The organism is Streptomyces cinereospinus, from assembly GCF_042430725.1.
GTDB classification, from domain to species: Bacteria; Actinomycetota; Actinomycetes; order Streptomycetales; family Streptomycetaceae; genus Streptomyces; species Streptomyces cinereospinus.
Window position 1 is genome coordinate 147241 of sequence record NZ_JBHMCY010000006.1, and the last position, 14513, is coordinate 161753.

Sequence of the window (14513 nt, forward strand, 5' to 3'; positions counted from 1 at the left end):
CTCCCCGCCGCGTCCCCCGGGTCAGTCCGCGCGCCGGCCGCGATTGCCGGGGCGGGAGGCGACCCAGGCGCGGATGGTGTCGGCGTACCAGTAGGGCTTTCCGCCCTCCACATGGTCGGGCGCGGGCAGCAGTCCGTGCTTGCGGTAGGACCGCACGGTGTCCGGCTGCACCTTGATGTGCGCCGCGATGTCCTTGTACGACCAGAGCCTTCGGTCGGTCATGGGGGCACCTCCCTGCGCGAGCCGCGGCGGCGGCCGGGAGCGGCCGTCCGGGGGAGCCGGGCGCTGCGCTGGTGATCAGTCACCAAGCCTGTGCCCGGTTCAACGACGCAGAGTGACGGCGAGGCCACGTCTGTCGACCGGGCGTGACGCGCGGGCCACGCACCTGGGACATGTGTGACAAGAAGGTGATGTTTGTGACAGACATGCAGCAAAGGAACGTGCGCCCGCACTGGGCGGGGCGCGTTGACGCGGGGCCGCCTCCGTGGTCGCGGCCCGCGGAGGCGGTCCCGTCGGGCCACCCTGCTCGTCCTTATGTCCGGACAAAATATTGACAGGCCTCGTGCTGGGAAGCTAGAAATCCGGAGGGAACCGCCGGCGACGACGCGACGGGAACGCGAAGGGACCTCGATGGCGTACGACCTGATCACCCTGGGGCGGATCGGCGTGGACCTCTACCCGTTGCAGACCGGCGTCCCGCTGCCGCAGGTGACGTCCTTCGGGAAGTTCCTCGGCGGCTCCGCGGCCAACGTCGCCGTGGCCGCCGCCCGCCTGGGCCGCCGCACCGCGGTGATCACCCGCACCGGCGACGACCCGTTCGGCACCTATCTGCACGAGGCGCTGCGCGGGTTCGGCGTGGACGACCGCTGGGTGACGCCCGTGCCCGGCCTGCCGACGCCGGTCACCTTCTGCGAGGTCTTCCCGCCGGACGACTTCCCGCTGTACTTCTACCGGCAGCCCAAGGCGCCGGACCTGGAGATCGACGCCGACGGACTCGACCTCGACGCCATCGCTGCCGCCCGCGTCTTCTGGGTCACCGGCACCGGCCTGAGCGAGGAGCCCAGCCGTACGGCGACCCTCGCGGCCCTCGCCCACCGCGACCGGTCCGGCACCACGGTCTTCGACCTCGACTGGCGCCCCATGTTCTGGCGGGACCCCGACGCGGCCCGCCCCTGCTACGCCGAGGCACTGCGGCACGCCACCGTCGCCGTCGGCAACGTCGACGAGGTGGAGATCGCCACCGGCGTCCGGGAACCGCACGCGGCCGCGGCGGCGCTGCTCGACGCGGGCGTGTCGCTCGCCGTCGTCAAGCAGGGCCCCGAGGGCGTCCTCGCCGTCAGCCGCACCGGCGAGTCCGTCGAGGTCCCCGCGCTGCCGGCCGACGTGCTCAACGGCCTCGGCGCCGGTGACGCCTTCGGCGGCTCCCTCTGCCACGGCCTGCTGGCCGGCTGGGGCCTGGAGAGGACCGTGCGGCACGCCAACGCCGCCGGCGCCATCGTCGCCTCCCGCCTGGAGTGCTCCTCGGCGATGCCCACCGAGGCCGAGGTGGAGGCGGCCCTCGGCGCGGGCGCCGTGCGCGGCACGGGCCCCGCCCACCCGCCGGGAGCCCTCCGGTGACCGTCGACGTCGCGGAGCTCGTCCACACCCGGGCGCACCGCCCCGAGGCGATCGCCGAGGCCGCCGCCCGCCGCGTGCGCCGGCCGCTGATCGGTGCCACCGGCCGGCTGATGATCGTCGCCGCCGACCACCCGGCCCGCGGCGCGCTCGGCGTCGGCGACCGCGCGCTGGCCATGGCCGACCGCGCCGACCTGCTCGGACGCCTCTGCCTGGCGCTCGGCCGCCCCGGCGTCGACGGCGTCCTGGCCAGCGCCGACATCCTGGACGACCTGCTGCTGCTCGGTGCCCTCGACGGCAAGGTCGTCATGGGCTCGATGAACCGCGGCGGCCTCCAGGGCGCCCGCTTCGAGCTGGACGACCGCTTCACCGGCCACCGCCCCGAGGACATCGAGCGGCTCGGCTTCGACGCCGGCAAGCTGCTGCTGCGCATCGACTACGACGACCCGGGCTCGCTGACCACCCTGGAGTCCGCCGCCCGGGCCGTCGACGCGATGGCGGCGCGCCGGCTGCCCGTCTTCGTCGAGCCGTTCATCAGCCGCCGGGACGCCGGCGGGCGGCCGGCGAACGACCTGTCCGCCGACGCCGTCACCCGGTCGATCGCCATCGCCTCGGGGCTGGGCGGCAGTTCGGCGTACACCTGGCTGAAGGTCCCCGTCACCGACGACCCCGACGACATGGCCCGGGTCATGGCCACCACGACGCTGCCCGCCGTGCTGCTGGGCGGCGACGTCGCGGGATCCGCCGAGGACCGGGCCGGCGCGTACGAGAAGTGGCGCGGCGCCCTCCGGCTCCCCACCGTGCGGGGGCTGGTGGCCGGCCGGTCGCTGCTGTACCCGGCGGACGGCGACGTGGCCGCCGCCGTGGACACCGCCGCAGGACTGCTGTGAGGGCCGCATGAGCAACGAGTTGTACGTCCCCAGGGGCACCACCGCCGACCCGTACTACACACTCGACATCGACCCCAAGCTGGCCGGCTGGACCCACAGCAGCCTGCGGGTGGTCGAGCTGGGTGCGGGCGGTACGCACACCTTCACCACCGGGGACAGCGAGTGGATCGTGCTGCCCCTGCAAGGTGCTTGTACCGTGCAGGTGGTTGACGCGGTGTTCCAGCTGCTGGGCCGGGAGAGCGTCTTCGCCGGAGTCTCCGACTTCGCGTACGTCCCCCGTGACGCCCAGGCACAGATCACCTCCGGCGCGGGAGGCCGCTTCGCCCTGGCAGGAGCGAAGTGCGAGCGACGACTCCCCGCCCGCTACGGCCCCGCGCCGGAGGTCCCCGTCGAGGACCGCGGCAGCGGCACCTGCGCCCGCCGGGTGCGGGGCTTCGCCGCCGCCGACGCCTTCCCCTGCGACCGGCTCATCGCCGTCGAGGTGGTCACCCCCGGCGGCAACTGGTCCTCGTACCCGCCGCACAAGCACGACGAGGACCGGCCGGGCGAGGAGACGGAGCTGGAGGAGATCTACTACTTCGAGATCGACGGCCCGGACGGCTTCGGCTACCAGCGGGTGTCCCCGTCCCGCGGGGGCGGCGCCGAGGTGCTCGCCGAGGTCCGCACCGGCGACGTCGTCCTCGTCCCCGACGGCTGGCACGGGCCGTCCATCGCCCAGCCCGGCCACGACATGTACTACCTGAACGTCATGGCGGGCCCGGGACCGACCCGGGAGTGGCGGATCCGCTTCCACCCGGACCACCCGGAGGGCTACCGATGACCAGGCTGACCGTCGCACAGGCGCTTGTGCGCTTCCTCTCCGCGCAGTACACCGAGCGGGACGGGGTACGGCGACGCCTCATCGCCGCCACCTGGGGCATCTTCGGCCACGGCAACGTCGCCGGGATCGGCCAGGCGCTGGTCGAGTACGCGGACGCCATGCCGTACCTCCAGGGCCGCAACGAACAGGCCATGGTGCACGCGGCGGCCGGCTACGCCCGCCAGTCCAACCGCCTGTCCGCCCACGCGGTCACCACCTCCATCGGTCCGGGCGCGACCAACCTGGTCACCGGCGCCGCCCTGGCGACCGTCAACCACCTGCCGGTGCTGCTGCTGCCCGGCGACACCTTCGCCACCCGCCCCGCCGACCCGGTCCTGCAACAGCTCGAAGTGCCCTACGCGGGCGACGTGTCGGTCAACGACAGCCTGCGCCCGGTCTCCCGGTACTTCGACCGCGTCACCCGCCCCGAGGCGCTGATCCCGGCCGCGCTGCAGGCCGTGCGCGTGCTCACCGACCCGGTGGACACCGGCGCGGTCACCCTCGCGCTCCCGCAGGACGTGCAGGCCGAGGCGTACGACTGGCCGGAGGACTTCTTCGCCGAGCGCACCTGGGCGGTCCGCCGTCCCGGCGCCGATCCGGCCGAACTCGCCGAGGCCGTCCGCACGATCAGGGCCGCCCGGCGCCCGCTGCTGATCGCCGGCGGCGGCGTCCACCACAGCCGCGCCGAGGCCGCCCTCGCCGAGTTCGCCGAGGCCACCGGCATCCCGGTGGCCTCCACCCAGTCCGGCAAGGGCTCGCTGCGCCACGACCACCCGCAGGACGTCGGCGGCATCGGCCACACCGGCACCGCGACCGCCGACGCGCTCGCCCGCACCGCCGACCTGGTGATCGGCGTGGGCACCCGCTACACCGACTTCACCACCGCCTCCGGCACCCTCTTCGCCCACCCGGACGTCCGTTTCCTCAACCTCAACATCGCCGCGTACGACGGCCACAAGCTCGCCGGATCGCCGCTGATCGCGGACGCGCGCAGCGGTCTGGCGGAGCTGACCGAGGCGCTGGTGATGCACGGCCACCGGGTCGCGGACGCGTACGTCACCGGCTACACCGAGGACAAGGCCCGCTGGGAGCGGCGCGTCGACGCCGCCTACGCGGCCGCCGAGCCGGCCGGACGGCCGACGCAGCCGCAGGTGCTGGGCGCGCTGGACGCCCTGGTGGACGAGACGGACGTGATCGTCAACGCCGCCGGCTCGCTCCCCGGCGACCTGCACAAGCTGTGGCGGACCCGGTCCTGCGACCAGTACCACCTGGAGTACGGCTACTCCTGCATGGGCTACGAGATCCCCGCCGCGATCGGGGTCAAGCTCGCCGCCCCCGACCGCCCGGTGTGGGCCCTGGTCGGCGACGGCACCTACCTGATGCTGCCGACGGAGATCGTCACCGCCGTCCAGGAGGGCGTCGCGATCAAGGTGCTGCTGGTGCAGAACCACGGGTACGCGTCCATCGGCGGGCTCTCCGAGGCGACCGGCGCGGAGCGGTTCGGCACCGCCTACCGGCACCGCGCGGACGACGGCACGTTCACCGGCGCCCCGCTCCCGGTGGACCTGGCCGCCAACGCCGCGAGCCTCGGCATGCGGGTGCTGCGCGCCGGGACCGTCCGCGAGCTGCGCGCGGCGCTCGCCGAGGCGCGGGCCGCGGACACTCCCACATGTGTCTACGTCGAGACGGAAACGGCAGACACAGTGTCGGGCGCGCCCGGGGCACAGGCCTGGTGGGATGTACCCGTGGCCGAGACCGCGACCCGGCCGTCCGCGGTCAAGGCCCGTGAGCTGTACGAACGGCACGTCTCGACCCGACGCCGCCATCTGTGAAGGAGCAACCGGTCATGACGAAGATCGTCACCCACTGGATCGGCGGCAAGCCCGTCGACGGCGCGTCGGGCGCGTTCGGTCCGGTCACGGACCCGGCGACCGGCGCCGTCACGGCGAAGGTCGCGTTCGCGTCGGCCGACGAGGTGGACGCGGCGGTCGCGGCCGCGAAGGAGGCGTTCTCGGCCTGGGGCCGGTCCTCGCTGGCCGAGCGCACCTCGATCCTGTTCCGGTTCCGCGCCCTGCTGGACGCGCACCGCGACGAGATCGCCGATCTGATCACCGCCGAGCACGGCAAGGTGCACTCCGACGCCCTCGGCGAGGTGGCGCGCGGCCTGGAGATCGTCGACCTGGCCTGCGGCATCACCGTGCAGCTCAAGGGCGAGCTGTCGACGCAGGTGGCGAACCGCGTCGACGTGGCCGCGATCCGCCAGCCGCTCGGCGTGGTCGCCGGCATCACGCCGTTCAACTTCCCCGCCATGGTGCCGATGTGGATGTTCCCCCTCGCCATCGCCTGCGGCAACACCTTCGTGCTGAAGCCGAGCGAGAAGGACCCCTCGGCGTCCGTGCGGATCGCCGAACTGCTCGCCGAGGCCGGCCTGCCCGACGGCGTCTTCAACGTCGTGCACGGCGACAAGGCGGCCGTCGACCGCCTCCTGGAGCACCCCGACGTCAAGGCGGTGTCCTTCGTCGGCTCCACCCCGATCGCCCGCCACATCCACACCACGGCCGCCGCCCACGGCAAGCGCGTGCAGGCCCTCGGCGGCGCCAAGAACCACATGCTGGTCCTGCCGGACGCCGACCTGGACGCGGCGGCCGACGCGGCGGTCTCGGCGGCGTACGGCTCGGCCGGCGAGCGCTGCATGGCCGTCTCCGCCGTCGTGGCGGTCGGCGCGATCGGCGACGAACTGGTGGCGAAGATCCGCGAGCGCGCCGAGAAGATCAGGATCGGCCCCGGCAGCGACCCGGCCTCCGAGATGGGCCCGCTCATCACCAGGGCCCACCGCGACAAGGTCGCCTCCTACGTCGCGGGCGCGGCGGCCGAGGGCTGCGAGGTCGTGCTGGACGGCACCGGCCACACCGTCGCCGGCTACGAGGACGGCCACTGGATCGGCATCTCGCTGCTCGACAAGGTGCCGACCAGCGCCAGGGCCTACCAGGACGAGATCTTCGGCCCGGTGCTGTGCGTGCTGCGCGCGAAGACCTACGAGGACGGCCTGGCGCTGATCAACGCCTCCCCGTTCGGCAACGGCACCGCGATCTTCACCCGGGACGGCGGCGCCGCACGCCGCTTCCAGCTGGAGGTCGAGGCCGGCATGGTCGGCGTCAACGTGCCGATCCCGGTCCCCGTCGGCTACCACTCCTTCGGCGGCTGGAAGGACTCCCTCTTCGGCGCCCACCACGTCTACGGCAACGACGGCACGCACTTCTACACCCGTGGCAAGGTCGTCACCACCCGCTGGCCGGACCCGGCGGACGCCCCCGCGGGCGTCGACCTGGGCTTCCCGCGCAACCACTGAGCCGGCCCGCCGCGTACCGCGCTCGCGGTACGCGGCACGGCCCCGTACGCCTCAGGGATGGCGCCGGGTTCAGCCCGTGAGCTGTCCGGGGCCGACAGGTTCACCCGTACCGTGTGACGCATGGACTTTCGACTGCGCGGCCCGGACGGGCTGCTGCGGCGGCCGCGACGGCTGGCCGCCGCGGCGGCCGCCGTCGTCGTGCTCGCCGGGGCCGGCACGTGGACGGCCGTCGCCGACGACGACGCGCCCGCGGTGCGCCGCGCCGACCGGGTACTGAGCGTGGGCGACGGGGTGCGCCTCGACACCTCGTACTTCACCACCGCGGCCGCCGGCCGCCGACCCGCCGTCCTGCTGGCGCACGGCTTCGGCGGCAGCAAGGACGACGTACGGCAGCAGGCGCAGGACCTGGCCCGCGACGGCTACGCGGTGCTGACCTGGTCGGCGCGCGGCTTCGGCGAGTCCACCGGCCGGATCGGGCTGAACGACCCCGAGGGCGAGGTCGCCGACGTCTCCCGGCTGATCGACTGGCTGGCGCGGCAGCCGCAGGTCGAGCTGGACAGGTCCGGTGACCCCCGCGTGGGCATGACGGGCGGCTCGTACGGCGGCGCGGTCTCCCTGCTGGCCGCCGGACACGACGACCGCGTGGACGCCATCGCCCCGGCGATCACCTACTGGAACCTGGCCGACGCCCTCTTCCCCAACGGCGTCTTCAAGAAGCTCTGGGCGGGCGTCTTCGTCACCTCCGGCGGCGGCTGCGCCCACTTCGCACCGCAGGTGTGCGCCATGTACGAGCGGGTCGCCGAGTCCGGCACCCCGGACCCCGCGGCCCGCGAACTGCTCCAGGAGCGCTCGCCCTCGGCCGTCGGCGACCGCATCGACGTACCGACGCTGCTGGTGCAGGGTCAGTCGGACTCCCTGTTCCCGCTGGACCAGGCCGACGCCGCCGCACGGGCCATCCGCGCCAACGGCGCCCCGGTGGACGTCGACTGGATCGCCGGCGGCCATGACGGCGGCGACCTGGAGACGAGCCGGGTCCAGCAGCGCGTGACGGCCTGGTTCGACCGGTACCTCAAGGACGACAGGGCCGCCGACACCGGCCCCGCCTTCCGCGTCACCCGCACCGGCGGCGTCGACTCCACCGACGGCGAGGCCGTGCTGCGCGGCGCGAGCGCGGACACCTACCCCGGCCTGGCGAGCGGGCAGCGGTCGGTGGCCCTCACCGGACGCGAGCAGACCTTCGACAACCCGCCCGGCGCCGGCCCGCCCGCCGTCTCGGCCCTGCCCGGCCTCGGCGCCGGCGGCGGCCTCGCCCAGCTCTCCGCGCTCGGCGTCGGCATCTCCCTGGACTTCCCCGGCCAGCACGCCCGGTTCGAGTCGGCGCCGCTCGGCCAGGACCTGCGCGTCACCGGCTCCCCGACCGTCACCGTCCACGTGCGCTCCAGCAGCGCGGACGCCGTCCTGTTCGCCAAGGTGTACGACGTCGGCCCCGACGGCCGCTCCCAGGTGCTGCCCTCCCAGCTGGTGACGCCCGTGCGGGTCGAGGACGCCCGGGCCGGCAAGGACGTGACGCTCACCCTCCCCGCCATCGACTACGAGGTCGGCAAGGGCCACCGGCTGCGCCTGGTGCTCGCCTCCACCGACCTGGCGTACGCCTCCCCGGCCGCCCCGGCGACATACACCGTCTCCCTCAAGGGCGACCTGAGGGTGCCGACGGCGCCCGCGGTGACGGCGGCACCCGCGCCGCTGCCCGCCTGGGTGTGGTGGCTGCCGCTGACCGGCGCCGCGCTCGCCCTGGTGCTGCTGGCCTCGGCCCGCCGCCGGACCGCCACCCCGGCCCCCGACCCCGCGCTGTCCGAGGTCCCGCTCCAGATCACCGGCCTGAGCAAGCGGTACGCGAAGTCGGCGGACCGGTACGCGGTCCGGGACCTCTCCTTCCGGGTGGAGAAGGGCCAGGTGCTGGGCCTGCTGGGCCCCAACGGCGCGGGCAAGACGACCACCCTGCGCATGCTGATGGGCCTGATCGGGCCGGACGGCGGCGAGATCCGCGTCTTCGGCCACGCCGTCCGCCCCGGCGCGCCGGTGCTGTCCCGGGTCGGCGCCTTCGTGGAGGGCGCGGGCTTCCTGCCGCACCTGTCCGGCCGGGAGAACCTGGAGCTGTACTGGCGGGCGACCGGCCGCCCGGCCGAGGACGCCCACCTCGACGAGGCACTGCGGATCGCGGGTCTCGGTGACGCGCTCGCCCGCGCGGTGCGCACCTACTCGCAGGGCATGCGCCAGCGCCTCGCCATCGCACAGGCCATGCTCGGCCTGCCGGACCTGCTCATCCTCGACGAACCGACCAACGGCCTGGACCCGCCCCAGATCCGCGAGATGCGCGAGGTGATGATCCGGTACGCGGCCGCCGGCCGCACGGTGATCGTCTCCAGCCACCTCCTGTCCGAGGTCGAGCAGTCCTGCACGCATCTGGTGGTGATGGACCGGGGCCGGCTCGTGCAGGCGGGCCCGGTCGGCGAGATCGTCGGCTCCGGCGACACCTTCCTCGTCGGCACGGGCACCCCCGTGGAGGAGCCGGTCGTCGAGAAGATCGCCGCGCTGCCGGGCGTCGCCTCGGCCGTCGTCACCGGCGACGGGCTGCTGGTCCGGCTGGACGCCGGCGGCAGCGCCGCCCGCCTGGTCGCCGAACTGGTCCGGCTGGAGGTGCCGGTCGCCTCGGTCGGCCCGCACCGCCGCCTGGAGGACGCCTTCCTCACCCTGATCGGAGGACCCGCATGAGCGGCAGCACGCTCACCGACCGCACGGCCGGCCACGAGACCGCGTCCGGCTACCGGGCGGGCCGCACCCTGCCCCTGTGGGTGGAGCTGGTCCGCCAGCTCAAGCGGCGCCGCACCCTGGTCATGTTCGGCATCCTCGCCGTGCTGCCCTTCGTCCTGGTCGCCGCCTTCGCGATCGGCGGCGAGCCGGACGGAGGCGGCGAGCGGGTCTCGCTGATGGACGCGGCCACCGCCTCGGCGGCCAACTTCGCCGCGGTGAACCTGTTCGTCTCGGCCGGCTTCCTGCTGGTCGTCCCGGTCGCCCTGTTCTGCGGCGACACCGTCGCCTCCGAGGCGAGCTGGTCCTCGCTGCGCTATCTGCTGGCCGCGCCGGTGCCCCGGGCGAGGCTGCTGTGGTCCAAGCTCGCCGTGGGGCTCGGCCTCAGCCTGGCCGCCATGGTGCTGCTGCCCCTGGTCGCGCTGGCCGTCGGCGTCGCCGCCTACGGCTGGGGCCCGCTCCAGATCCCCACCGGCGGCGCGCTCGACGCGGGCACGGCGGCACAGCGGCTGCTGGTGGTCGTGGCGTACGTCTTCGTCGCCCAGCTGGTCACCGCCGGACTGGCGTTCTGGCTGTCGACGCGGACGGACGCGCCGCTCGGCGCGGTCGGCGGCGCGGTCGGCCTGACCATCGTCGGCAACGTCCTCGACGCGGTCACCGCCCTCGGCGACTGGCGGCACTTCCTGCCCGCACACTGGCAGTTCGCCTGGGCGGACGCCCTCCAGGCCGAACCGCAGTGGTCCGGCATGATCCAGGGCACCGCGATCTCCGTGACGTACGCCCTGGTGCTGTTCGCCCTGGCCTTCCGGGGTTTCGCCCGCAAGGACATCGTGTCGTAGGTCTCGGGAGGATCACCCGCCGGTCTCGGCGGGGATCACCGCCGAGACCGGCGAGCCCGCTCCGTGGCCGCTTCGAGACGCAAGCGCAACGCTTCGTCACGCACGTTCCCGCCCCGTGTGCCGTCACAGTCACTGACGTCGACGTCCGACGGCACGTCAACCGACACAGGGGGCACGCGAGATGACGAGGTACCGGACACGGCGGCTCGCCGGGGCGCTGCTGGCACTCACCACGGCGGGCGGCCTGCTCCTGACCGGATGCTCCGGCAGCGGCACGGGCGGGGGCAGCCGCGCGGACAGCGCGGAACAGGCCGAGGGCTTCCCGGCCCCGGCCCCGCCCGCCATCGAGTCGGGGGAGGCGGGCGACGAGCAGCGGCGCGACGGCACGTTCGCGCCGGAGCCCGACCACCTCTCCACCTTCGCGCTCGACGTGGACACCGCCTCGTACGGCTACGCCCGCCGCACCCTGGCCGCGGGCGGGCGGCCGCATCCGTCGACGATCCGCCCGGAGGAGTTCGTCAACAGCTTCCGCCAGGACTACGAACGCCCCGACGGCAACGGCTTCTCGGTGACCGTCGACGGCGCCCGCACCAGCGCGCGGGACTGGTCCCTGGTCCGGGTCGGACTCGCCACCCGGCCCGCCGAGGACGAGGGCGAACGCCCGCCCGCCGCCCTCACCTTCGTCCTCGACGTCTCCGGTTCGATGAGCGAGCCCGGCCGGCTGGACCTGGCCAAGGAGTCCCTCGGCGTGCTGACCGACCGGCTGCGCGACGACGACTCGGTCGCGCTGGTCGCCTTCAGCGACGAGGCGGAGACGGTCCTGCCGATGACCCGGCTCGGCGGCCACCGCGGCCGCATCCACGACGCCGTCGCCGGCCTGGAGGTCCAGCAGTCCACCAACCTCGGGGCGGGCGTGCGGACCGGTTACGCGACGGCCGTCGAGGGCCTGCGCGAGGGCGCCACCAACCGGGTCGTCCTGGTCTCCGACGCCCTCGCCAACACCGGCGAGACGGACGCCGACACGATCCTGGAGGACATCGCCGGTGCCCGCCGGGAACACGGCATCACCCTGTTCGGGGTGGGCGTCGGCAGCGACTACGGCGACGAGCTGATGGAACGCCTCGCCGACCGGGGCGACGGCCACACGACCTACGTCTCGACCCTCGCGGAGGCCCGCGAGGTCTTCTGCGAGCAGCTCCCGCGCCATGTCGACCTCACCGCCCGCGACGCCAAGGCGCAGGTCGCCTTCGACCCGGCGACGGTCGACCGGTTCCGCCTGATCGGCTACGAGAACCGCGAGGTCGCCGACGAGGACTTCCGTGACGACCGCGTCGACGGCGGCGAGGTCGGCCCCGGCCACACGGTCACCGCCCTGTACGCCGTCCGCACCCGGCCCGGTGCCGGCGGCCACCTCGCCACGGCCACCGTCCGCTGGCTCGACCCCCGCACCCGCGCCCCGCACGAGGAGTCGGGCCGGCTGGAGACGGCGGCCCTGGACGACTCCGTGCGCGGCGCCTCCCCCCGCTTCCAGGTCACGGCGGTGGCCGCCTACTTCGCCGACGCCCTGCGCCGCGAGGACCCCCGCTTCACCCCGCTGCCCGGCGCCCCGGGCCTGAGCGCCCTCGCCGGACACGCGCGCGACCTGGCGCGGCGGACGGAGGACGAGGCGGTGGAACGGCTGGCGACCGCCGTCGACCAGGCCCGCGGCATCGCCTCCTGACGCCCGGCGCGTCCGGCGCGGCGCGCGGGGCACGGGGCAGGGCGGGTCCGGGCCCGCCCCAGTGACCTTCTCCGGCTTCGTCGCCGCCCAGGTCACCCTCGGGCACGGCAGGCGAAAGGGCGGGTGGCCGGAGACTCCGGCCACCCGCCCCCGCTACGACGTCACTCGCCGTTGGCCGACAGGACCGACACGTCCTCCAGCAGGTGGGCCAGCGCACCGTCGCGCTTGGCGTTGGTGGAGTTCTCGGCGCACTGCTGCTGCGTGTGGTCCGACAGGATCGGGATGTCCTGGACCGGCACGCCGATCAGGGCGCCGGCACCGACGGGCAGGTCGTTCACGGCGATGCACGGCTTGTTGAAGGAGCCCTGGATCAACGCCATCTGCGGGCTCATGTTCCCGTGGGTGGACGAGTTGCCGTAGCTCTGCAGCGCACCGATGCCGTTCGCGGAGTTCGGCCCGCTGTCGTCACCGACCGCCAGGGCCTGCGGGGCCGCGGCAGCGGAGGCACCCATGACGGAAGCGGCGATCGCGGCGGTGGCAATAACCTTCTTGATCACTGGCCAGTCCTTTCTGAGGAAACCCCGTCCACCGGAGCGTTCTGGTCAACTCCACGGCCCCTGCGCGGTTTCTCCCGATCACTCTGTCGGCCGACACCCGAGCTCTTCGTGTGGTCATGAGTTCTGGTGATTGTCGGACTTTCAGGCGCGGCGTCGGGCCAACCGGGTGAACGTCCGCAACCAATCATCCGGGGCCTGGTTGATGAGGCCGTAGGACACGCGTCGCAACTAGGAAAGGAACGCGAAGTGCTCAAGAAGGCAATGGTCGCCGGGGCGGTCGCCGCTTCCGTCATCGGTATGTCGGTGGCGGCTGCTCCCCAGGTGCTTGCCGTCGGGGACGACTCCGGGCCGTCCGTGGCCAACGGCAACGGCACGTCGTCGTCGTTCGGCAACTCGGCGACCAAGGGCAACATGAGCCCCCAGCTCTCGCTGGTCGACGGGACGCTCAACAAGCCGTGCCTCGCCGTGCAGGACGTCCCGGTCGGTGTCGCCGCCCTCATCGGTGTGGCGGTCCAGGACGTTCCGGTCCTGTCCGACCACACGCAGCAGCAGTGCGCGGACAACTCCACCAACGCCAAGCGCGACGGTGCGCTGAACCACATTCTGGAGGACCTGTCGGTCCTGTCGGCGAACGGCGACTGAACAGAGTCCCTCGCGCAGTCCGGGCGGTCCGCTGATTCTCCTGCGGGCCGCCCGGCGGCGTACGGCAGACACTTGTTTGCCGAGCGATCGAGTGAATTCCTCGGTGTTGCACGTTCCGTGGTTTCTCCGGCTGTCAATTTCTTGTGTGCAGGCTGCAGGTCATGGTGCGAGCCGTACAAGCTGTGCTCGCTCGGTCTCGGCCGTCCACAAGGCATGACCGCAGAGAAGGGAAGATTCATGAAGAAGAGCGCTGCTGTCGTCGCGGGCGCGATCATGGCTCTCGGCATGGCCACCCCGGCCCTCGCCGACTCCGGCGCCGACGGTGCCGCCGTCGGTTCGCCGGGTGTGCTGTCGGGCAACGTGGTCCAGGTGCCCGTGCACGTTCCGATCAACGTGTGCGGCAACTCCATCAACGTGATCGGGCTGGTGAACCCGGCGTTCGCCAACCAGTGCAAGAACGACTGACGGTGTAACGCACCAGCCGCACGGCTGCGCCACGGCCGGCCTTGGACGACTCCGTTCTTCTCCGAGGTCGGCCTTCCCCTTCCACCTCTGCGAGCAGGAAGACAACGAGATTGCGACAGACCCTGGGCAAGGGAGTGGTCGCGGCGGCCGCCGCGACGAGCATGCTGTGGCTGTGCGGCGGCGCCGCCCTCGCCGACTCCACGGCGAGCGGGGCGACCAAGGAGTCGCCCGGCGTGTCGTCGGGCAGCACCGCCGAGGTCCCGGTCGGCGTGCCGGTCAACGCCTGCGGCGACACCGTCGACGGAGCCGCAGGCCTGAACGCCGCCTTCGGCGACACCTGCGTCGAGGAGGATGACTCGTCCAGGCACCTCGGCGGCCTCCACCGCGGCGGCTCCCCCGAGGACACGCCCGCGGACGACGCGGGCGCCGGGGACCGGGCCGAGCCCGGCACCGACGTGAGCACCGGCCACCCGCAGGAGACGGTCCCGGACGGCGGCACCGGCATGTCGCACACGCAGGGCGACGCCGCGCCGGACAGCGGCACGGGCCCGTCCCCCACGCGCGGCGACGACGCGTCCGGCGACCCCGCGGGCACCCCCGCCGCCGGTGACGTCACAGGTGGCTACGGGGACGACCACGGCGACGACCGTGCCCCCGGCCACGGGGACGGAACGGACGTCGGCTACGGGACCGGTTACGGTGACGACGGCGCGCCCGGCCACGGGGACGGAACGGACGTCGGCTACGGGACCGGTTACGGTGACGACGGC

At 73.7% G+C, this 14513-nt stretch carries 13 protein-coding genes; 11 read left to right on the top strand and 2 right to left on the bottom strand.

Annotation, left to right across the window (positions count from 1 at the left end):
- Window positions 1–21 precede the first annotated feature (21 nt).
- Window positions 22–222 (bottom strand): helix-turn-helix transcriptional regulator, encoded by a 201-nt coding sequence (locus ACFF45_RS05085; protein ID WP_381342417.1) that lies wholly within the window; start codon window positions 220–222, stop codon window positions 22–24.
- Window positions 223–630: 408 nt separating this feature from the next.
- Between ACFF45_RS05085 and iolC the strand changes: the two genes are divergently transcribed.
- The 8 genes from iolC to ACFF45_RS05125 all read left to right on the top strand — a co-directional run bounded on the left by iolC (window position 631) and on the right by ACFF45_RS05125 (window position 12079).
- Window positions 631–1617, top strand: a complete 987-nt coding sequence (iolC, locus tag ACFF45_RS05090) for a 5-dehydro-2-deoxygluconokinase (protein ID WP_381342420.1) — start codon at window positions 631–633, stop codon at window positions 1615–1617.
- The gene (locus ACFF45_RS05095) at window positions 1614–2504 is read left to right on the top strand and encodes a Cgl0159 family (beta/alpha)8-fold protein (protein WP_381342423.1); all 891 of its coding nucleotides are present in this window, start codon (window positions 1614–1616) and stop codon (window positions 2502–2504) included. The genes iolC and ACFF45_RS05095 overlap by 4 nt, the downstream gene beginning before the upstream one ends.
- 7 nt (window positions 2505–2511) lie before the next feature.
- Complete coding sequence (iolB, locus tag ACFF45_RS05100; protein WP_381342426.1) at window positions 2512–3324, top strand: 5-deoxy-glucuronate isomerase; 813 nt, start codon at window positions 2512–2514, stop codon at window positions 3322–3324.
- Window positions 3321–5195 carry a 3D-(3,5/4)-trihydroxycyclohexane-1,2-dione acylhydrolase (decyclizing) gene (iolD, locus tag ACFF45_RS05105; protein ID WP_381342429.1) on the top strand — a complete coding sequence of 625 codons (1875 nt, stop codon included), beginning with the start codon at window positions 3321–3323 and terminating at the stop codon, window positions 5193–5195. Before iolB ends, iolD begins: the two co-directional genes overlap by 4 nt.
- 14 nt (window positions 5196–5209) lie before the next feature.
- Window positions 5210–6712, top strand: a complete 1503-nt coding sequence (gene mmsA / locus ACFF45_RS05110; RefSeq protein ID WP_381342432.1) for a CoA-acylating methylmalonate-semialdehyde dehydrogenase — start codon at window positions 5210–5212, stop codon at window positions 6710–6712.
- A 120-nt stretch (window positions 6713–6832) separates the two neighbouring features.
- Entirely contained in the window at window positions 6833–9484 is a 2652-nt protein-coding gene (locus ACFF45_RS05115) for a CocE/NonD family hydrolase (protein ID WP_381342435.1), read from the top strand.
- On the top strand, window positions 9481–10359 hold the full coding sequence (locus ACFF45_RS05120; protein WP_381342437.1) for an ABC transporter permease: 879 nt from the start codon (window positions 9481–9483) through the stop codon (window positions 10357–10359). The genes ACFF45_RS05115 and ACFF45_RS05120 overlap by 4 nt, the downstream gene beginning before the upstream one ends.
- A 181-nt stretch (window positions 10360–10540) precedes the next feature.
- A complete protein-coding gene (locus ACFF45_RS05125) occupies window positions 10541–12079 on the top strand; it encodes a vWA domain-containing protein (RefSeq protein ID WP_381342440.1) in 1539 nt (512 codons plus the stop codon).
- 161 nt (window positions 12080–12240) lie between these two features.
- On the opposite strand, the gene ACFF45_RS05130 is transcribed toward ACFF45_RS05125, so the two are convergent.
- Window positions 12241–12636 (bottom strand): rodlin, encoded by a 396-nt coding sequence (locus ACFF45_RS05130; RefSeq protein WP_381342443.1) that lies wholly within the window; start codon window positions 12634–12636, stop codon window positions 12241–12243.
- A gap of 246 nt (window positions 12637–12882) precedes the next feature.
- Between ACFF45_RS05130 and ACFF45_RS05135 the strand changes: the two genes are divergently transcribed.
- The 3 genes from ACFF45_RS05135 to ACFF45_RS05145 form a co-directional block, all read left to right on the top strand.
- Entirely contained in the window at window positions 12883–13278 is a 396-nt protein-coding gene (locus tag ACFF45_RS05135; protein ID WP_381342445.1) for a rodlin, read from the top strand.
- 237 nt (window positions 13279–13515) lie between these two features.
- Window positions 13516–13743 (top strand): chaplin ChpD, encoded by a 228-nt coding sequence (chpD, locus tag ACFF45_RS05140; RefSeq protein WP_381342447.1) that lies wholly within the window; start codon window positions 13516–13518, stop codon window positions 13741–13743.
- A 110-nt stretch (window positions 13744–13853) separates the two neighbouring features.
- Window positions 13854–14513: chaplin (locus tag ACFF45_RS05145; protein WP_381342450.1), on the top strand; the 660-nt coding region annotated here is incomplete at its 3' end.

Bases quoted from the DNA above. Each gene is read 5' to 3' on its own strand.
- ACFF45_RS05085 (WP_381342417.1), bottom strand. From the start codon at position 222: ATGACCGACCGAAGGCTCTGGTCGTACAAGGACATCGCGGCGCACATC.
- iolC (WP_381342420.1), top strand. From the start codon at position 631: ATGGCGTACGACCTGATCACCCTGGGGCGGATCGGCGTGGACCTCTAC.
- iolB (WP_381342426.1), top strand. From the start codon at position 2,512: ATGAGCAACGAGTTGTACGTCCCCAGGGGCACCACCGCCGACCCGTAC.
- iolD (WP_381342429.1), top strand. From the start codon at position 3,321: ATGACCAGGCTGACCGTCGCACAGGCGCTTGTGCGCTTCCTCTCCGCG.
- mmsA (WP_381342432.1), top strand. From the start codon at position 5,210: ATGACGAAGATCGTCACCCACTGGATCGGCGGCAAGCCCGTCGACGGC.
- ACFF45_RS05115 (WP_381342435.1), top strand. From the start codon at position 6,833: ATGGACTTTCGACTGCGCGGCCCGGACGGGCTGCTGCGGCGGCCGCGA.
- ACFF45_RS05120 (WP_381342437.1), top strand. From the start codon at position 9,481: ATGAGCGGCAGCACGCTCACCGACCGCACGGCCGGCCACGAGACCGCG.
- ACFF45_RS05125 (WP_381342440.1), top strand. From the start codon at position 10,541: ATGACGAGGTACCGGACACGGCGGCTCGCCGGGGCGCTGCTGGCACTC.
- chpD (WP_381342447.1), top strand. From the start codon at position 13,516: ATGAAGAAGAGCGCTGCTGTCGTCGCGGGCGCGATCATGGCTCTCGGC.